Here is a 19,023-nt window from a genome sequence, read left to right on the forward strand (position 1 = left end):
CGTGAATACGTCCCTGTAGGCTCGCTTTCGCCATCCATGGCGAAAGACGGTCCCGGAAAGCTGCACCACACCCGGCCCCCAGCACCACGACCAGCCCTTTTCTACCTTGTGCGGGGAGTCCGGACGTGAACTGAATTGGTATTAGTGAAACGAATAACGTGGGATAAGAATAATTCAGTGGCCTAATGCAGTCCAGGCTCCTAGACTCGTGAAGTATCAGGCTAATAGGGGATGAGCGGGTGGCCTCTTCCGGGAAGCTCCGGAGCCATGGATGGCGGAGGGCAGCGTACATGGATGTATTCATAGCGGTTCCCGGAAGAGGCCACCCGCTCCTCCCCGACCCAAACCCAGAGGCAAAACCGGGAGGCTGCCATGGATTTTGAACTCTCCGAGAAGGGCCAGGATTTTTATAATCGGGTCCGGCAGTTCATGAAAGACGAAATTGAACCCGTGGAACCCGAGTATCTGCGGGAACTGCGCAGCCTCGATAACCCCTGGGTTGTCCTGCCGGTTATCGAAGAACTCAAGGCCAAGGCGAAGAGTCAGGGGCTTTGGAACATGTTCCTGCCCAAGAGTGATCTGGGTGCCGGGCTAAGCAATGCTGACTATGCCGCTATTGCGGAGCAGACCGGGCGCAGCTATATCGCTCCGGAGATCTTCAACTGCAACGCGCCCGATACCGGCAATATGGAAGTGCTGTATTACTACGGCTCCGAGGAGCAGCAGGAGCGCTGGCTCAAGCCGCTGCTGGCGGGTGAGATCCGTTCCGCCTTCTGCATGACCGAGCCGGACGTGGCGTCCTCCGATGCGACCAATATGTCCGCCACCGCTAAGGTCGAGGGTGACGAGGTGGTGTTGAACGGGCGTAAGTGGTGGAGTACCGGTATCGGGCATCCGAACTGCCAGGTGCTGATCTTCATGGGGCTGACCGACCCGGAGGCGAACCGTCACCAGCGCCATTCCATGGTGGTGGTCCCCAAGGATACGCCCGGGGTTAAGGTTGAGCGGATGCTGACCGTCTTCGGGGACTACGATGCGCCGAGCGGGCATGGCGAGGTGAGCTTCAATAACGTTCGGCTGCCGAAGAGTGCCATCATCACGGCGCCGGGTGCCGGGTTTGAAATTGCCCAGGGGCGGCTCGGGCCGGGGCGGGTGCACCATTGCATGCGCGCGATCGGCGCGGCGGAGCGGGCGCTGGAGATCATGATCCAGCGGTCCCTGTCCCGGGAAGCCTTCGGCAAGCCGCTGGCCAAGCTGGGTGGCAATCCGGATATTATTGCCCGTGCCCGGATGAACATTGAGCAGGCACGGCTGCTGACGCTCAAGACGGCCTGGCTGCTGGATACCAAGGGTATCGGCGGGGCATTGAGCGAAGTGTCACAGATCAAGGCCGCGATTCCGGAGATGCTGTGCAACATCGTGGATCAGGCGATCCAGATGCATGGCGGCGGCGGTGTCAGTGAGGATCACGAGCTGGCGACCATGTATGGCCAGGCCCGCTCCCTGCGTCTCGCGGATGGACCGGATGAAGTACACCGTGCCATGGTGGCGCGACTGGAACTGGCAAAATATAAATAACAGGGGAAACAAGGAATGAGCCAACGGGTTTTCATTACCGGCGGGGCCAGTGGCCTCGGCCGGGCACTGGCATTGAACTACGCACGCCAGGGGGCGCGGGTCTGCATCGGTGACATCACCCCGGAGCAGGGCGTCGAGACCGAGGCGGAAATCAACAAGGCAGGCGGTGAAGGCCTCTTCCTGGAGTGCGATGTCCGCCGGATCTCGGATTTCGAGAAAGTGAAGGACCGCCTGGTGAAGGACTGGGGCGGCGTGGATGTGGTCGTGAACAACGCGGGCGTGGCCTCCGCGGGCTCCATCGAGGACACCACCATTGCCGACTGGGAGTGGATCCTGGACATCAACGTCATGGGCGTGGTCCGGGGCTGCAAGGTGTTCACGCCGGTCCTGAAGGAGCAGGGTAGTGGCACCATCGTCAACATCGCCTCCATGGCCGGCCTTATGCTGGCGCCTCTGATGAACAGCTACAACGTTTCCAAGGCCGGAGTCATCGCGCTTTCCGAAACCATGAACCATGAGTTCATCGGCACCGGCGTGAACGTCTGCGTGGTCTGCCCGGCCTTCTTCCAGACCAACCTGACCAGCTCCATGCGCTCGAGCATTCCCGGCATACAGAAGAACGTGAACAAGCTGATGCAGCGCTCCAGCGTCACAGCGGATGACGTCGCAAATGACATCGCCCGCGCGGTGCGCAAGGGCCAGTTCTGGGTGCTGCCGCACAAGACCGAACGGCGGCTCTGGTACATCAAGCGCGCCAGCCCGAAGGCTTTTGACTTCCTGCTCGGGCTCGAGAGCAAGCGCTGGATGAAGAAGATGCAGACCCAGAACTGAAAGGTGGAATCATGACCCTTATTGATCAGCCCACGGACATCCGGGAAGGCGAGGCGCTGGACCCGGCGGTTGTCGACGGCTTCATGAAAGAGAAGCTGCCGGAACTCAGTGGCGAGCCCGTGATCCGCCAGTACCCGGGCGGCGCCTCGAACCTGACCTACCAGATCGACTACGGTGATCGCTCCTTTGTGCTGCGGCGTCCGCCCTTCGGTCACAAGGCCAAGTCCGCCCACGACATGCTGCGCGAAGCGCGCATCATGAGCGCGCTGAAGCCGGTGTATCCCTACGTGCCCAACATCATCGCCATCTGCGATGACCACAGCGTGCTGGGGGATGATTTCTACGTGATGGAGCGCCTGGAAGGCATCATCCTGCGCCAGGATTTTCCCGAGGGTTTCGAGCTGAGTGAGTCGGATACCAACAAGCTCTGCAAAAACGTTGTCGACAAGCTGGTGGACCTGCACCGCGTGGATTACCAGTCCGCCGGCCTCGACCAGATCGGCAAGGGCGCAGGTTACGTCAAGCGCCAGATCGACGGCTGGAGCGACCGTTTCCGCAAGGCGCGTACCGAGGACGTGGCGGACTTCGAATCCGTGATGGCCTGGCTGCAGGAGAAAATGCCGGAGGATGTGGCCACCTGCATCATCCACAACGACTTCCGCTTCGATAACGTCGTCCTCAACCCGGACAACCCCTTCGAAGTGATCGGCATCCTGGACTGGGAAATGGCCACCTTGGGCGACCCGCTCATGGACCTGGGCAACAGCCTCGCGTACTGGGTCCAGGCCGACGACGACCAGTTCTTCCAGATGCTGCGCCGCCAGCCCACGCACCGCCCAGGCATGATGACCCGCGACGAGGTCGTGGCCTACTACATGGAGCGCTCTGGCTACCACGCCGAGAACTTCGACTTCTACGAAGTCTACGGCCTCTTCCGCCTGGCCGGCATCGTGCAGCAGATCTACTACCGCTACTACCACGGCCAGACCACGGACAAGCGCTTCGCCGGCTTCGGCCAGGCCGCGAACTACCTCGAACAGCGCTGCAAGCGCCTGATCGACCAGAGCAGCCTCTAGCGGAGCGGACCCATGGCAACCCTGCACCTGATCCGCCACGGCCAGGCCAGCTTCGGCGCCTCCGACTACGACCGACTCTCACCCAAGGGGTGGGAGCAGGGCCGAGTCCTCGGCCGCTGGCTGGCCCGCCACACAACGCCGGACCAGATCATTGGCGGCGAACTCCGCCGCCACCGCGAAACCATCGACGCCATGACCGAAGGCTACGGCGACGGACTCCCCGAACCCGGCATCCACCCCGGACTCAACGAATTCGACCACCTGTCCGTCCTCGAAGCCTACCGCCCCGGCTGGGCCAACCCGGATGTCATGACCCGTGAACTGGCCAAAACCGACGACCCCAGAAAGGCCTTCCAGAAAGCCTTCACCGAAGCCATCACCCGCTGGGTCAGCGGCCACAACGACGCCGACTACCCCGAACCCTGGCGCGACTTCCGCGACCGGGTCACCAAGGGCCTGGACGACATCATCCACGACGCCGGCGACGCCAAAGACATCTACGCCATCACCTCCGGCGGCCCCATCAGCGTCATCGCCCAGTCCCTGCTCGACCTGGACGACCGCCGCGCCCTGAAACTCAACGAAGTCCTGGCCAACGCCAGTATTTCACGGGTCCTGTTCAGCGGCAGCCGTCGCAGCCTGGCGGTTTTCAACAGTTACGGTCATCTGGAAGGTGAGGATCCTGGCTTGGTGACCTACCGATGATTTCGGCGAACGAATAATTCACAGGAAGCACGGGATGAGCAGGGATTGGGGCCCCTCAAACGGGAAGCTCCGGAGCCATGGATGGCGGAGGGCAGCGTACAGGGACGTATTTACAGCGATTCCCGTTTGAGGGGCCCCAATCCCTGCGACCAGCAAACTCCCAAACAACCGGCAATTCTGAAGTTGCCGGCAAACAAACATGAAGAAGGACTGAAACAATGAGCGACCTTTTCGATCTCACCGGACGCATAGCATTAGTAACCGGCGCCAGCCGCGGCATCGGCGAAGAAATCGCCAAACTACTCGCCAAACAAGGCGCCCAGGTCATCGTCTCCAGCCGCAAGATCGACGGCTGCGAAGCCGTCGCCAAGGCCATCCGCGACGACGGCGGCAAAGCCGAAGCCATCGCCTGCCACATCGGAGAAATGGAACAGATCGACGCCATCTTCGCCGACATCGAAGGTCGCTACGGCAAACTCGACATCCTCGTCAACAACGCCGCCGCCAACCCCTACTTCGGCCCCATCGAAGACACCGACGAAACCGCCTTCCAGAAAACCATCGACGTCAACATCCGCGGCTACTTCTTCATGACCAGCAAGGGCGTGAACCTCATGAAGAAAAACGGCGGCGGCTCCATCGTGAACGTCGCCTCCGTCAACGGCGTCATCCCCGGCCACTACCAGGGCATCTACTCCATCAGCAAGGCCGCCGTCATCCAGATGACCAAGTCCTTCGCCACCGAACTGGGCACCAAGGGCGTGCGCGTGAATGCGCTGCTGCCGGGCCTGACCGACACCAAGTTCGCCAGTGCCCTGACCACCAACGACAGCATCAAGCAGCAGGCCCTGGCACACATCCCCCAGAAGCGGATCGCCGAACCCAGCGAAATGGCCGGCGCGGTTCTCTACCTCGTCTCCGACGCCGCAAGTTACACCACCGGCACCTGCCTGAACGTGGATGGCGGCTACCTCACCGTCTAACCCGTTACCCGCCGGAACCACTAACTTCTCCCCGGTGGTTCCGGCTTTTTCTTTCCCGATTCAAAACGTATTTACATTCCTCTGGCGCTCCGGTGAACGAGCTCAAGCTCGATCCTTTATCCAGATTCCGGATGAAGAGCGGGTCACTTTCTGGGGTATCCCATGCCGGCTTCCGAATTCCGCAGTCTTGTGCATGAGCACTTGTCAATCCTGTCCTGATCCCCCATCTTAAAGGTTCAGGAACTCCTTTTTCAGTCTGACTGGTTGCAGGACGCTGATGATGCGAATGGCTCCGCGGTGGGTGTTTTATCTCTGCCTGTTGATGCTTGGCGGCTTGCTGCTGCTCGCCGCCCAGGCCCAGGAAACGGAAGAGAGTAGTGGTCCCGCGGACGTCCGGGTGATGACCCTTGAGGGGTCCATTGGCCCGGCGGTGAGCGACTGGTTCACCCGAACCCTTTCCGATGCGGAAGAAGGCGGTGCCGATCTGCTGGTGCTTGAGCTGGACACGCCCGGCGGCCTCGACAGCTCCATGCGCGATATGATCAAAGCCATTCTCAGCTCGGACGTTCCCGTGGCTACCTATGTCACACCCAGGGGTGCCCGTGCTGCCAGCGCTGGAACCTACCTTCTTTATGCTTCCCATATTGCCGCCATGGCACCAGCCACCAACCTGGGGTCCGCCACGCCTGTGCAGATTGGTGGTGGCGGTGGTGGTGATGACGGCGGTGATACGCCTTTCAGTCTGCAGACTGAGGGCGGTACGGAAGATACTCAGGAAGGTGAGGCGGATTCCCCGGATAATCGGAGCGCCATGGATAAGAAGGTGATCAATGATGCCGTTGCCTATATCCGGGGGCTGGCGGAACTGCGGGGGCGCAACGCTGATTGGGCGGAAGCGGCGGTGCGGGAAGCGGTAAACCTCTCCTCCAGCGAAGCCCTTGAAAAGAACGTGATCGATATCCGGGCCGACAGCCTTGCCGATATGCTGGAACAGGCCGACGGTCGGGAAGTGGACGTCAACGGTGTGATGCGCATGCTGGCTCTGAAGGAGCACAGCCTGGCCCGGGTGGAGAAGGACTGGCGCACGGAATTCCTGACCGTGATCACCAATCCCAATGTGGCTTATATCCTGATGCTGGTGGGCATCTATGGCCTGATCCTCGAGTTCTATAACCCCGGCATGGGCGTGCCCGGCGTCGTGGGCGGGATTTCACTTCTGGTGGGGTTGTATGCACTCCAGATGCTGCCCATCAGCTATGTGGGGCTTGGGCTTATCCTGCTGGGTATCGGGTTGATGGCGGTCGAGGCCTTTTCGCCCAGTTTCGGAATCCTGGGCGGCGGTGGCGCCGTATCCTTTATTGTGGGGTCAATCATGCTGATGGATACCGACCTTCCGGGTTACCAGATTGCCATGCCGCTGATTGCGGCGCTGGCCGTGACCACCGTGGTGATCATGGTGTTCGTGGTCCGTATGGCCCTGTACGCATGGAACACGACCATCGTCACGGGCCAGGAGGGGATGGAGGGGACCACGGCGGTGGCCATTCATGGATTTGAGAATGGTCGAGGCCGCGTGCGCGTGCTGGGTGAAATCTGGCAGGCGGAATCGGACGAACCAATCAGCGAAAACGATATTGTGCGTATTCTGGAAGTTAAAGGACTTAAACTCAGGGTGAAGCCAGAGGGGCAATCCAATGTTTGAATATTTCACCATCGCCATTGTACTGATCGTCATCAGCTTGCTGATCAGTATGTTCCGTATCCTCAGGGAGTATGAGCGCGGCGTCATCTTCCTGCTTGGCCGCTTCCAGAAGGTTAAGGGGCCCGGCCTGATCATTGTCATCCCCTTCATTCAGCAGATGGTACGCACGGATCTGCGCACCATCGTGCTGGACGTGCCCTCCCAGGACGTGATTTCCCGGGATAACGTGTCCGTCAAGGTGAACGCGGTCCTGTATTTCCGGGTCATGGACCCGCAGCACGCGGTCATCAATGTGGAGAACTTCTACGCCGCAACCAGTCAGCTGGCGCAGACCACGCTGCGTTCAGTACTGGGTAAGCATGAACTGGATGACATGCTGGCGTCCCGGGACAAGCTTAATGAGGACATCCAGGATATCCTGGACTCCCAGACGGATGCCTGGGGCATCAAGGTCTCGAATGTTGAGATCAAGCACGTGGACCTGGATGAGTCCATGATCCGGGTGATTGCCCGCCAGGCGGAGGCGGAACGCACGCGGCGCGCCAAGATCATTCACGCCGAGGGTGAGCATGAGGCGTCCAAACGCCTGCTTGAGGCTGCCAGGACGCTGTCCAAGCGTTCTGAAGCCCTGCAGCTTCGTTACCTGCAGACCCTGACCGAGATCTCCAGTGACAAGACCAACACCATTGTCTTCCCCGTGGATCTGCTGCGGGATCTGCGCAAAGGCCTTGGCCTGGGCGCAGATGCGCCGGATGATGACCTCGACACTGCCGATACCGGGGAAGAAGCCGCCAGTAGTGACAGCTTCGTCGATACCAGCGAGCTCATGGGCGACCAGCCCGATAAGGGCTGATCAGCAGCAGCCACCGGAGGCGGTGTCCGAGGTGTCGGCGCTGTCAAAGGGCAGTGCGGTGCCGCAGCCCTCGAAGATGCCGTAATGGCGCTCGAAGTTGCCGATGAACTCGAAGTGGGGCGCGAAACGCGTATCCGCCAGCATCTTCCAGGTGTTGCCACAGACCGGGAAGACCCGGCCCGCCTCGATGTGGTGGTGCTTGTCCAGGCGGAAGAGCGCTTCTTCGCCCTCTACAGTGCCCTTATAGATAACGGCCTGCCCGTAGTCCTCGCAGTGGGGCTCCAGGTCGCCCAGCTTGAAAAGCCGGTAGGTGGCGGAAAAGAAACGCGCCGGCGCCAGCTTGGCCTCAATGGTCTCGTTATCAATGGTCAGGGGCCTGTCTTCCACCAGTCTCGGGTCCGTGAAGCCCACGGCGCGGGACAGGTTGTGGAAGTCATTCCAGTACAGGGCGCCCGACAGGCATTCGCCGTACAGCACCGGGTCATCCTTCAGGCGGGATGGGATCCGCCGATCCGAGTAGACATCCGAGAAATAGAACTCTCCCCCGGGCATGAGGACACGGAAGACCTCCGAGAGCACCTTTTCCTTGTCCGGGCTCAGGTTGATCACGCAATTGGAGATGACAATGTCAAAGTAATTGTCCTCCAGCCCCAGCTCATCGAGCTGCTCAATGTAGCCTTCCAGGAAGCGCACATTGGAGCGGCTGTAGCCGAAGGTTTCCCGGTGATACTCTTCGTGGCGGCGGGCGACCGCAAGCTGTTCCGGGGTCATGTCCACGCCCACCACTTCACCGGATTCACCGACGAGCTTTGAGAGCACGTAGCAGTCCCGGCCACTGCCGCTGCCCAGATCCAGGATCCGCATGCCTTCCAGTTCCTGGGGGGCAACCAACCCGCAGCCATAGTATTTGGCCAGGACTTCGTCGTGGATGCTGGCAAGGATGGGTTTCAGCCAGTTCGGGGGCGCCTGGTCACAGCAGGCATTGGTTTGGAGATCCTCGGTGCCCTGCAGCTGTTTGCCGTAGTAATCCTGAACCTCGTCTCGCATAATCGGTGTCTCCGGTTGCATTAGGTGCGATGGGGCATTCCCGCCTGCATTGCCCGCTGCACGAACGCACTATTTGGACAAGGAGCGACCCTGATTGTTACAGGAAGCGCACCCGTATTCGTGTCCGGTCTGTGAATCGGTAGCACCCCATTTTTTCATGAGCGTGGCGGAGCGTCATTATTACCGGTGCCCGGACTGCATGGCCACGTTTCTGGCCCCGGATCAGCGTCCGCTGCCCTCCGCGGAGAAGGCTGAATACGACCAGCACCGGAATGACGTTAGCGATCCCGGGTACCGCCGTTTTCTGGGCAGACTTGCGGATGTGCTCATGCCGCGCCTTGACCCCGGCGCCAGGGGGCTGGATTTCGGCTGTGGACCCGGCCCTGCGCTGATTGCCATGCTGAATGAGTCCGGATTCCAGACCCTCGGGTACGATCCCTTCTGCGCCCCGGATCAGCGCCTGCTGTCGGATACCTACGACTTCGTTACCTGTACCGAGGTGGTTGAGCACCTGCACGATCCGGCCGGCACCTTCCAGCTTCTGGATCAGTGCCTGAATCCCGGCGGCTGGCTGGGCGTGATGACCTGTTTCCAGACGGACGATGAGCGGTTCGCCGGCTGGCATTACCGGCGTGATCCGACCCATGTCGTATTCTACCGTCAGGAGACGATGCGGGTGCTGGCCGGGCGTTTCGGGTGGGAGTGCACGATTCCGCGCAAGGATGTGGCGCTGTTCCGGAAGGCAGGGAGGGCTGGGTGATCAGCCCTCTTCGAGATACTGCTTCTTGCCGGGGACACCATCCCACTCCTCGGCATCCGGCGGCGGATCCTTCTTCTCGGTGATGTTGGGCCACTTGGCGGCCATATCCGCATTGATTTCCAGGAATACGGCCTGATCGTCCGGCACTTCGTCCTCGGAGTAGATCGCTTCGGCGGGACACTCGGGCTCACAGAGGGCGCAGTCGATGCACTCGTCCGGATCAATGGCCAGGAAATTGGGCCCTTCATAGAAGCAGTCCACGGGACAGACTTCCACGCAATCCGTGTATTTGCACTTGATGCAGTTCTCTGTAACAACAAAGGTCATGATTGAATCCTGCTTTTCATCAGAGCCGGCTATTCTAGGGTGCCGTGGTCATGCCTGCAAGCCGTACCCCCTAGCATGACGGCACTCCGCCTTCGCCGGCAATGACCGACCTCAAGATGAGGGGTTGAGTCGTGCTTCCAGCTGCTCGCGCAACTCGTAGAGCCGGTTGAGCGCCTGGCGTGGCGTCATGTCGTCCGGGTTCAGCTCCAGGAGCGCGTTTTCCTCCGGCGAGGGCTCCAGGCTGGCAAACATATCGGCCTGCAGGGTGGCTGGCGCCGGGGTGCTGGAAGAAGCGGGTTCCGCCGCGTTTGCCGATTCCAGTTCCCTGAGTTTGCTCCGAGCATTGTCGATCACCTCTGGGGGAACCCCCGCCAGCTGTGCCACCTGGAGCCCGTAGCTCTGGTTTGCCGGCCCTTCATGGACACTGTGCAGGAAAACGATGCGATCGTCGTGCTCTGTGGCGGTAAGATGAACATTGCAGGCATGGCCAACGTGCTCGGGCAGGGCGGTCAGCTCGAAGTAATGGGTGGCGAAGAGCGTGTAGCTCTTGACCCTGCGGGCGAGGCGTTCCGCCGCCGCCCAGGCCAGGGACAGGCCGTCGAAGGTGCTGGTGCCTCGCCCGACCTCATCCATCAACACCAGGCTTTCCGGGGTGGCGTTGTGGAGGATGTTGGCGGTCTCGGTCATTTCCACCATGAAGGTGGAGCGGCCGCTGGCGATGTCATCCGAGGCGCCCATGCGTGTGAATATGCGGTCCACCGGTCCCAGGACGGCGCTTTCCGCCGGGACATGGCTGCCGGTATAGGCGAGCAGGGCAATCAGCGCTGCCTGGCGCATATAGGTGGACTTACCGCCCATGTTGGGGCCGGTAATGATGAGCATGCGGCGCTCTTCGTCCAGGTGCAGGTCGTTGGGGACAAAGGGGTCGTCCTGCAGGAATTCCACGACCGGGTGGCGCCCCTGTTGGATTTCCAGCCCCGGATTTTCCGAGAAATCCGGTGGATTGAAGCGCAGTGTCTGGGCCCGCTCCGCAAAATTGGCCAGCACGTCCAGCTCGCACAGGGCGGCCGCCGTATCCTGGAGTGGACCGATATCGCCGGCAATCTGTTCCACCAGTTCGTCGTAAAGACCCTTCTCCCGGGCCAGGGCGCGGCTCTTGGCGCTCAGGGCCTTGTCCTCGAACTCCTTGAGCTCCGGCGTGATGAAGCGCTCGGCGTTCTTGAGGGTCTGGCGGCGAATGTAGCCCGTGGGCGCCTGGTCGGACTGGCTCCGGCTGATCTCGATGTAATAGCCATGCACCCGGTTGTAACCCACCTTGAGCGTGGAGATGCCGGTGCGCTCGCGCTCGCGTTCCTCAACCTGGACCAGGTAGGCTCCGGCGTTCTCGCTCAGGCTGGCCAGTTCGTCCAGGGTTTCGTCGTAGCCGCCCCGGATCACGCCGCCATCGCGGATGACCACCGGTGGGTTGTCCACGATGGCCTTTTCCAGCACGGCGGCGAGTTGCGGGTACTGGCCGATACGCTCGGCAAGGCCGGCAACGTGTTCCGACGGAGTGGACGCCATCGCCTCCTGGAGTTCCGGGAGGCGGTTGAGGGCATCGCGCAGGCGAGCCAGGTCCCGTGGCCGGGCGGAGCGCAGGCCCACCCGGGACAGGATACGCTCGATGTCGCCGATGCCCTTCAGGATGTCATGGATGGGCTCGTGGTGGTGGCCGTCGAGCAGGGCGCTGACCGCGTCCCGGCGCTGGCTGACGGTGTCGATATCGCGCAGTGGCCGGTGCAGCCAGCGGCGCAGAAGGCGTCCGCCCATGGCCGTGGCCGTGCGATCCATGACCCAGGCCAGGGTATGCTGCTGGCCGCCATTGAGGTTGGTGTCGATTTCCAGGTTTCGCCGGCTGGCCGCATCCATGAGCACGCTTTCCTCACGGCGTTCCCGCGAGAGCCTGCGGATGTGTGGCAGCTGGTTACGCTGGGTATCACGCGCGTACTGGAGCAGGCAGCCCGCAGCCTGGATCGCCAGGGTCAGGTCCTCACAGCCGAAGCCGCGCAGGTCCTGGACCTGGAGCTGGCGGGTCAGCAGGCGATGGGCGCTGTCCATTTCGAAATGCCAGGGCCCCTGCCGGCGGATGCCGGTGTAGCCCTCAAGAAGCTGGGTGTAGGGGAAGTCCTCGCTGACCAGGATCTCGGCCGGCCGCAGGCGCTGGAGTTCGGCGGTAAGTGCCTCCTCACCTTCCAGCTCCTGGACCGCGAAATGGCCTGAGGACAGCTCCAGGCTGGCAATGCCGAAGGCCCCGCGATGGCAGTGGATCGCGATCAACAGGTTATCCCGGCGCTCCTCAAGGAGTGCCTCGTCACTCAGTGTTCCCGGCGTTACGATACGGACTACGCGACGTTCCACCGGCCCCTTGCTGGCTTCGGGGTCTCCGGTCTGCTCGCAGATGGCGATGGAATGGCCGCCGCGCACCAGCCGCGCAATATAGTTCTCCGCGGAATGGTAGGGTACCCCGGCCATGGGAACCGGCTGCCCTGCGGACTGGCCGCGTGCGGTCAGGGTAATATCGAGGAGCTCGGCGGCCTTGCGGGCGTCGTCGTAGAATAGTTCGTAGAAATCGCCCATGCGGTAGAAGAACAGCTCGTCGGGATGTTCCGCCTTGAGCTGCAGATACTGGCGCATCATGGGCGTGTGATTGCTGAGTTCGGGTTCGGCTGCGGACATGGCGTCGATTCTAGACACTTGAAGGCTGGAATGAAACGGAGAAAGACCAATGAATGAGGTGAGCGATCAGGCCCTTCAGGAAGCGGCCACGGAGCTGGGGTTGGTGCTGTGTGAACAGGCCAGACGGATGGCGACGGCTGAGTCCTGCACCGGCGGCTGGGTGGCAAAGATGCTTACCGATACGGCGGGCAGTTCCGATTACTTCGAGGCGGGTCTGGTGACCTATAGTAATACGGCCAAGGAAAAGCTCATTGCCGTGACTCCATCATCCCTTGAAAAGCATGGAGCTGTCTCCGAGGCCGTTGTCAGGGAGATGGTGTCCGGAGCGATCGCGGTAACCGGCGCTGATGTAGCCATTGCGATCAGTGGTGTGGCCGGGCCTGGTGGTGGTAGTGATGATAAGCCGGTTGGCACGGTCTGGTTCGCCTGGGGCGATACCATTGAGGAGCCCGAAGCGGTGTGCCAGCGCTTCTCCGGCGGCCGTGATGCGGTGCGGCGCCAGTCCGTGCTGTTTGCCTTGCAGGGAGTGCGGCGTTATCTGCAGGATACCCGTTGAATGATTGATCAGGGCTGTGCATAATACTGTCCAAGTATACAGTAACCAGATAAGGCGGAAACAATGGACGACAATCGCAAGAAAGCACTGAACTCGGCGCTGTCGCAGATTGAGAGGCAGTTCGGCAAGGGCGCCGTCATGAAGATGGGTGACCAGCCGCGCGAGGCCATGCCCGCCGTCTCCACCGGCTCACTCGGGCTGGATGTGGCCCTGGGTATTGGTGGCCTGCCACTGGGGCGCGTCGTCGAGATCTTCGGACCGGAGAGCTCGGGCAAGACAACACTCACCCTGGAAGTGATTGCCGAGGCCCAGAAAGCGGGCAAGACCTGTGCCTTTGTGGATGCCGAGCACGCCCTGGATCCTGTCTATGCCGAAAAGCTGGGTGTGGACATCAACGAACTGCTGGTGTCCCAGCCGGATACCGGCGAACAGGCGCTTGAAATCTGCGACATGCTGGTGCGCTCTGGCGCCGTGGATGTGGTGATTGTCGACTCCGTTGCCGCCCTGACGCCCAAGGCGGAAATCGAGGGTGAAATGGGCGACTCCCATGTCGGCCTCCAGGCACGGCTGATGTCCCAGGCGCTGCGCAAGCTGACCGCGAGTGTCAAAACCGCCAATACCATGCTGGTGTTCATCAACCAGATCCGCATGAAGATCGGTGTGATGTTCGGCAGCCCAGAGACCACGACCGGCGGTAATGCCCTCAAGTTCTACTCCTCCGTTCGTCTGGATATCCGCCGCACCGGCTCGGTCAAGGAAGGTGACGAGGTGACCGGCAACGAGACGCGCGTCAAGGTGGTCAAGAACAAGGTGGCGCCGCCTTTCCGGCAGGCGGAATTCCAGATCATGTACGGAACCGGTATCAACAGGCTGGCGGAAATCGTGGATATTGGCGTCAAGGAGGGCTTTGTTGAGAAGTCCGGCGCCTGGTACAGCTATAATGGCAACAAGATCGGGCAGGGTAAGGCCAATGCCAGCAAGTTCCTGCAGGATAATCCTGAAACGGCTGCGGAAATTGAGCATAAGATCCGGGAGAAGCTGATGCCGAAACCCGATCAGAAGTCCGATCAGAAAGAGGAAGCCCCGGCTGAATCCGCTGACGCATCGACCACGTCCGAAGATGCCAGCGAGGACCTGATCTGAAAACAGGAATGCACCCATGATCATTCCGCTTGAAAGCCTCTCCGACGAAGCACGGCAGGGGCTTGTAGACGAATACTGCATGCGGGAAAACGGGAGCAATGAAACCGAGGATCCGCTGGAGGCCTGTCGGCAGGGTGTGGAAAAGGCCTTGTCCGAAGGTCGACTGCTGGTCCTGTATACGCCCTATAACCCGAATCAGGTGGCCGCACTTGTTCCTGCTGACCAGCTCGGCGAAAAGGAAAAGGCAGAGGTCTACGAAGAGCCTGGGGGCTCGAGCGAATGAATACCTGGTCAATACTTGGCATTGACCGGACGCAGGATCCGGAAGCGATTGAGAGCGCCTATGAATACCAGCTCCGGTTTGTGGATCCTGACACGGATCCCGATGCCTACCGGGCGCTGAGGCGCGCTTACGAGAACGCCATGCAGGAAGCGGGGGCCGCCCCGCAGGATGAGGATTTCGGGGCCGAGGAGGAAGATGCTTCTCCGGAAACCGTGGAGATGCCACCACCTCCGAGCCAGGAAGCTGAAATTCACGCCGGGCAGGTGATGACGGAACTGGAAACCGTGTTCTCGAATCCCGGCTGGCGCGATGACATCCGGCGCTGGCGCGCCCAGCTTGAAGGGGAGAAGGCCCACAAGTCCGGGGTTACAGAGGTACTCCGCTTTCGCGTCTTCGAGTTTCTTTCCCGACAGGCTACCTCGGAAGACGGGGTCCTGCATTCGGATATCATGGAGTACCTGGATGAGCGGCTGGGATGGCACGCCAACCGTCGGCAGCTCGAAAAGGCCTTTCCCCAAAACCGGGTGGATGCAATTCTGGGGGAGGCCACACCATCGGGGCACTCGGCGTCATCACCCCTGGATATCGGGCCCTTCCCGGACTCCGGCAATGGTGGTGATCTGCCCCAGGGCCTCCCGAAAGGCATCGGATTTGCGCTTATCGGATGGGTAGTGATTCTGATGATATTGACGATTCTGTTCGGGGGGATGCGTTAAGGGGCGCAAGTCCCGTTAACGCCTGTACCGGGCCATCTGGCGGCGACAGAAGGCTTCTATCTGAGACAGGGCATTATCAATAGCTCTGGAGTAGTTCTGGCGCTCCACGCAGTAGTTGAACTGGATGCCAATCCGGTAGGACCCGTCCTCCTCTCTGACGCGGCTCACGACGTGACCGCAGACGTTGGACTGCGTGATGTAATGACCCCGGAAATCCAGCAGTATCCGGGCGCCGGTTTTCAGGTCCTGGTCTGTCTTGAGGGCAGTGCCGTAGCGGTTGATGTCGACACAGTCCACTTCGTGGCTGGTCCTTTCCCAGCCAATCAGGCGTCGTGCCCGAATGCGCACACTGAGGCAGGGGGCGTCGAAACGGGGTTGAATGCGCTGCTCACCTGCTGTGTCTTCTTCGGAATGGGCGTCGTTAGCGGGTGGCATGTCGCGTGCCGTGCTGTTCCCCTCGGACGTCTGATCACGAAAAACAAGTGGAAAGCCCCCCACATCGGCTGAAACGCTGTCAGTTTCGCTGTAAGTGCTCATGGGTCTGCTCTTGCTCTCCTCACATCCTGTTGTGCTTGTAATTGGTAACAGAAGATTCTCGCGTAATCGCGATAGAGCGCAAAGCCAACTTTCGCCCTCACGTGACCTGTGTCACATTTGCGACATTACCCTTGTCATGGCAGTACAGCCCTGTAAAGTGCCACCCCTACAGATTCCGAACCAGAATGGGCCATTCGATTGAAACCACTTGCGACAAAACAGCTCTATAAAGCCTGTGTTCTCAAGGAGCTTCCCTTTGCCAGCACGGATGCGCTGGAGCCGCTCAACGAGATTGTTGGCCAGGATCGCGCCCGTGAGGCGGTACGTTTTGCACTGGCAATGCCCCACAACGGCTACAACGTCTATGCCCTCGGCCGCTCGGGGCTGGGCAAGCGGACCATGATGCTGCGCTATCTGGAACAGAAGCCCGAACCGACGGAAAAAGCCAGTGACTGGTGCTATGTCGCCAATTATGACGATCCGCGCAACCCCAGGGTGCTGCGCCTGCCCGGAGGCACGGGTGATCGGCTTCGACAGGATGTGGACCGCCTTGTATCCCGCCTGGTGAAGGTGATTCCCCAGGCCTTTGACAGTGATACCTACCAGAGCCGCTTTGAGGACCTGAAGCAACGCTATGCGGTTCGTCAGGAACAGGCGCTCAATGCTCTCTCGGAAGAGGCGCGCCAGCATAATGTGGACCTTTCCATGAGTACGCCGGGCGGCTATCGACTGACGGCGATGAATGGGGATGAGCCGCATACCAATGAGTCTTTCAGTGCCCTTTCCGAGGAGGAGAAACGCAGCTTCGAGGAAACGATCCGGGATCTTGAGAAAAAGCTGCGGCGCGTGATTCGCCAGATTGCGGAATGGGAGGAAGAGCACGCGGAACAGCAGCACAAGCTCAACGAGGAAACGCTGGACCACGTTTCGTCCCACCTGATTGATGAACTTGCTGAGCGCTATGGCGACTACCCCGGGGTGGCCGAGCATTTCCAGGCCATGAAGAGCGATATTGCGGAGAACCTGGACATCTTTCTCGAGGATGGTGAAGATAAGGCCGCCTTTGCCTACGCTTCTCTTGAACAGCGCCTGCCGCGGCGGTACCGGATCAATCTGCTGGTAAGCCGCACCGATGACAGTGTACCCGTGGTTGTGGAGGAGAACCCCACTTATCACAACCTGTTCGGTTTCATCGAGAATGTGACCTACAAGGGGACAGTCTACACCGACTTTTCCCTGATCCGTCCAGGCAGCCTGCACCGTGCGAACGGCGGTTACCTGCTGATGGATGCTACCAAAGTGCTCGAGCATGCCTTTGTCTGGGACGCCCTCAAGCGGGCCCTTCGTTCCCGGGAGATCAGCATCCATTCCCTGGAAAGGGAGCTGACCCTCTCGGGTACCATCTCGCTCGAGCCGGAAGCGGTGCCACTGGATGTGAAGCTTGTGCTCTTCGGGGATCGTGATACCTGGCTGGTGCTTCAGGAGTACGATCCAGAGTTTGCGGAGCTGTTCCGGGTAACCGCGGATTTCGAGAACGAGATGCCGCGCACCACCGACAGTCAGGCACTGTACGCCAAGTTCATTGCCAGTCTCTGCCAGGACAAGAAACTCCTGCCGTGCAACCGCAAGGCAGTGGCCCGGGTCATTGAGTACAGCGCGCGCCTGGCTGAGCACCAGGACCGGCTCTCGCTGCACGCGGTGGATATTGCCAACCTCCTGCGTGAGTCGGATTTCCATGCCCGGGAGCTGGAAGCGGGTCGTATCGAGGATGAGCATATCCGCAAAGCCCTGGCCAGCGCCGATTACCGCAGTGGGCGTATCCGGGATGAATTCCTGCGCGGTTTCAGCGACGGCTCCACGCTTATCTCGCTCCGTGGTGAGGTCGTGGGGCAGATTAATGCCCTGTCGGTGTTATCGACGGGGGGCTATGAATTCGGATTGCCGAATCGGATCAGCGCCACCTGTCAGTACGGTGATGGGGATGTCATCCATATTGAGCGGGATGTGAAGCTCAGTGGATCGATCCACTCCAAGGGGGTCATGATTCTCTCGGCCTGGCTGTCCTCGCGCTTTGCCCGGGAACAGCCCATGCCGCTGACCGCCACGCTGACCTTTGAACAGTCCTATGCGGAGATCGACGGCGATAGTGCGTCGCTGGGTGAGCTCTGCGCGATCATCTCGTCGCTGTCTGAGCTGCCCATTCGCCAGGACAGGGCCGTGACCGGATCCGTGAACCAGTTCGGGGAGGTGCAGCCCGTCGGTGGCGTGAACGAGAAGGTGGAAGGCTTTCATGATGCCTGTGTTGCCCGTGGTGACAGTAAGGACAAAGCGGTCATCCTGCCTGCCATGAACGTCCAGAACCTGATGTTGGACAGCCGGGTCCGCGATTCCGTTCGGGATCACGGTTTCCAGGTCTATCCGGTGACCACCGTCGAAGAGGCTCTGGAGCTGCTGTTGGGGATGCCTGCGGGTACACCGGATAAGCAGGGCCAATACCCTGCCGATACGGTTTACGGGCGGATTGAGCGCCGTCTCGCGGAACTCAGGCGTCGACAAGACGACGAAAAGTCAGGTTAACCCGTGGCGCGACAGCCTTGCGGGTCTTGGGGAGTTGATGCTGCCACTGGCTCTGGAGCCCCGCCGGCATGATCAGGAGGCTGTTGTGGGGCAGATCCAGTGACAGCGTGCGTTTACTGTCCCGACGGTTCCGGAACCGGAAACGTCGTTCTCCGCCCAGGCTCAGTGAGGCGATAATCGGCTCCGGCCCGAGCTCCGGTTCATCGTCGCTGTGCCATCCCATGCTGTCGCTTCCATCACGGTAGAGGTTGGCGAGCACGCTGTTGAAAGTCTCGCCGGCCGCTTCTGAAATGCGCTCCGCGTAAGGGCGGAGCCAGTGTGGCCAGGGTGTTGGAGTAAGGGTCTGCCCCGAGTAGCGGTAGGTCATGCCGTCACCGGCAATCCAGCACTGCTCTCGTGGTATCGGGTGCTCACGACCGAAAATCGTGATTCGATCCTGCCGCCAGGGCAGTGCATGGAGCAGCCGCTCCAGCAGCTGACGCGCCTCCTCTGCGTCCAGAAAATCATCGATCAGCAGGAGTTCGTGGTCACCCAGTCGGTAGTGCATAGAGCTCCCGATGCTTGCAGTTGTGGCCCGGCTTCGCTAACAATAACGGTCATCCATCATTTCTCAACCCTGTCTGGAGTTTACGCG

Annotated in this window: 18 protein-coding genes; 13 read left to right on the forward strand and 5 right to left on the reverse strand. The window is 60.7% G+C overall.

What is annotated here, in order from left to right:
* The first annotated feature begins 372 nt into the window (after positions 1-372).
* The 7 genes from DES49_RS12520 to DES49_RS12550 all read left to right on the forward strand — a co-directional run bounded on the left by DES49_RS12520 (position 373) and on the right by DES49_RS12550 (position 7,728).
* Positions 373-1,578 (forward strand): acyl-CoA dehydrogenase family protein, encoded by a 1,206-nt coding sequence (locus DES49_RS12520; RefSeq protein ID WP_133736764.1) that lies wholly within the window; start codon positions 373-375, stop codon positions 1,576-1,578.
* Between the two features lie 15 nt (positions 1,579-1,593).
* Positions 1,594-2,409, forward strand: a complete 816-nt coding sequence (locus DES49_RS12525) for an SDR family oxidoreductase (protein ID WP_133736765.1) — start codon at positions 1,594-1,596, stop codon at positions 2,407-2,409.
* Positions 2,410-2,420: 11 nt separating this feature from the next.
* Positions 2,421-3,485 carry a phosphotransferase family protein gene (locus DES49_RS12530; protein WP_133736766.1) on the forward strand — a complete coding sequence of 355 codons (1,065 nt, stop codon included), beginning with the start codon at positions 2,421-2,423 and terminating at the stop codon, positions 3,483-3,485.
* Positions 3,486-3,497: 12 nt separating this feature from the next.
* The gene (locus tag DES49_RS12535) at positions 3,498-4,190 is read left to right on the forward strand and encodes a histidine phosphatase family protein (RefSeq protein ID WP_133736767.1); all 693 of its coding nucleotides are present in this window, start codon (positions 3,498-3,500) and stop codon (positions 4,188-4,190) included.
* Positions 4,191-4,408: 218 nt separating this feature from the next.
* The gene (locus DES49_RS12540; protein ID WP_133736768.1) at positions 4,409-5,173 is read left to right on the forward strand and encodes an SDR family oxidoreductase; all 765 of its coding nucleotides are present in this window, start codon (positions 4,409-4,411) and stop codon (positions 5,171-5,173) included.
* A gap of 286 nt (positions 5,174-5,459) precedes the next feature.
* The gene (locus tag DES49_RS12545; RefSeq protein ID WP_133736769.1) at positions 5,460-6,875 is read left to right on the forward strand and encodes an NfeD family protein; all 1,416 of its coding nucleotides are present in this window, start codon (positions 5,460-5,462) and stop codon (positions 6,873-6,875) included.
* Positions 6,868-7,728, forward strand: a complete 861-nt coding sequence (locus DES49_RS12550) for a slipin family protein (RefSeq protein ID WP_133736770.1) — start codon at positions 6,868-6,870, stop codon at positions 7,726-7,728. Before DES49_RS12545 ends, DES49_RS12550 begins: the two co-directional genes overlap by 8 nt.
* Here DES49_RS12550 and DES49_RS12555 read toward each other — a convergent pair whose 3' ends face one another.
* Positions 7,729-8,775, reverse strand: coding sequence for a methyltransferase domain-containing protein (locus DES49_RS12555; RefSeq protein WP_133736771.1), 1,047 nt, complete (start codon positions 8,773-8,775; stop codon positions 7,729-7,731). It abuts the gene before it with no gap.
* Positions 8,776-8,869: 94 nt separating this feature from the next.
* Between DES49_RS12555 and DES49_RS12560 the strand changes: the two genes are divergently transcribed.
* Entirely contained in the window at positions 8,870-9,535 is a 666-nt protein-coding gene (locus tag DES49_RS12560) for a class I SAM-dependent methyltransferase (protein ID WP_341776813.1), read from the forward strand.
* Here the strand turns inward: DES49_RS12560 and fdxA are convergent, their stop codons facing one another.
* Together fdxA and mutS are read right to left on the reverse strand one after the other, a co-directional pair.
* Positions 9,536-9,862 (reverse strand): ferredoxin FdxA, encoded by a 327-nt coding sequence (gene fdxA, locus DES49_RS12565; protein WP_133736772.1) that lies wholly within the window; start codon positions 9,860-9,862, stop codon positions 9,536-9,538.
* 111 nt (positions 9,863-9,973) lie between these two features.
* Positions 9,974-12,577 carry a DNA mismatch repair protein MutS gene (mutS, locus tag DES49_RS12570; RefSeq protein ID WP_133736773.1) on the reverse strand — a complete coding sequence of 868 codons (2,604 nt, stop codon included), beginning with the start codon at positions 12,575-12,577 and terminating at the stop codon, positions 9,974-9,976.
* A 49-nt stretch (positions 12,578-12,626) separates the two neighbouring features.
* Here mutS and DES49_RS12575 point away from each other — a divergent pair, with 49 nt between their 5' ends.
* From DES49_RS12575 to DES49_RS12590, 4 genes are all read left to right on the forward strand, one after another.
* Positions 12,627-13,133: a CinA family protein gene (locus tag DES49_RS12575; RefSeq protein WP_133736774.1), complete on the forward strand. Its 507-nt coding sequence runs from the start codon at positions 12,627-12,629 to the stop codon at positions 13,131-13,133.
* A 63-nt stretch (positions 13,134-13,196) separates the two neighbouring features.
* On the forward strand, positions 13,197-14,276 hold the full coding sequence (recA, locus tag DES49_RS12580) for a recombinase RecA (protein WP_133736775.1): 1,080 nt from the start codon (positions 13,197-13,199) through the stop codon (positions 14,274-14,276).
* Between the two features lie 16 nt (positions 14,277-14,292).
* Positions 14,293-14,559 carry a YheU family protein gene (locus tag DES49_RS12585; RefSeq protein ID WP_133736776.1) on the forward strand — a complete coding sequence of 89 codons (267 nt, stop codon included), beginning with the start codon at positions 14,293-14,295 and terminating at the stop codon, positions 14,557-14,559.
* Positions 14,556-15,275 (forward strand): hypothetical protein, encoded by a 720-nt coding sequence (locus DES49_RS12590; RefSeq protein ID WP_133736777.1) that lies wholly within the window; start codon positions 14,556-14,558, stop codon positions 15,273-15,275. The genes DES49_RS12585 and DES49_RS12590 overlap by 4 nt, the downstream gene beginning before the upstream one ends.
* Positions 15,276-15,290: 15 nt before the next feature.
* Here the strand turns inward: DES49_RS12590 and DES49_RS12595 are convergent, their stop codons facing one another.
* Entirely contained in the window at positions 15,291-15,812 is a 522-nt protein-coding gene (locus tag DES49_RS12595; protein ID WP_133736778.1) for a PilZ domain-containing protein, read from the reverse strand.
* Positions 15,813-16,010: 198 nt separating this feature from the next.
* Here DES49_RS12595 and DES49_RS12600 point away from each other — a divergent pair, with 198 nt between their 5' ends.
* Positions 16,011-18,389 carry a Lon protease family protein gene (locus DES49_RS12600; RefSeq protein WP_133736779.1) on the forward strand — a complete coding sequence of 793 codons (2,379 nt, stop codon included), beginning with the start codon at positions 16,011-16,013 and terminating at the stop codon, positions 18,387-18,389.
* Here DES49_RS12600 and DES49_RS12605 read toward each other — a convergent pair.
* Complete coding sequence (locus DES49_RS12605; protein WP_133736780.1) at positions 18,355-18,936, reverse strand: alpha-ketoglutarate-dependent dioxygenase AlkB family protein; 582 nt, start codon at positions 18,934-18,936, stop codon at positions 18,355-18,357. The two genes, DES49_RS12600 and DES49_RS12605, sit on opposite strands and share 35 nt — an antisense overlap.
* Between the last annotated feature and the right edge of the window lie 87 nt (positions 18,937-19,023).

Source organism: Halospina denitrificans (genome assembly GCF_004364635.1).
In the GTDB taxonomy this organism is placed as follows: domain Bacteria; phylum Pseudomonadota; class Gammaproteobacteria; order Pseudomonadales; family Oleiphilaceae; genus Halospina; species Halospina denitrificans.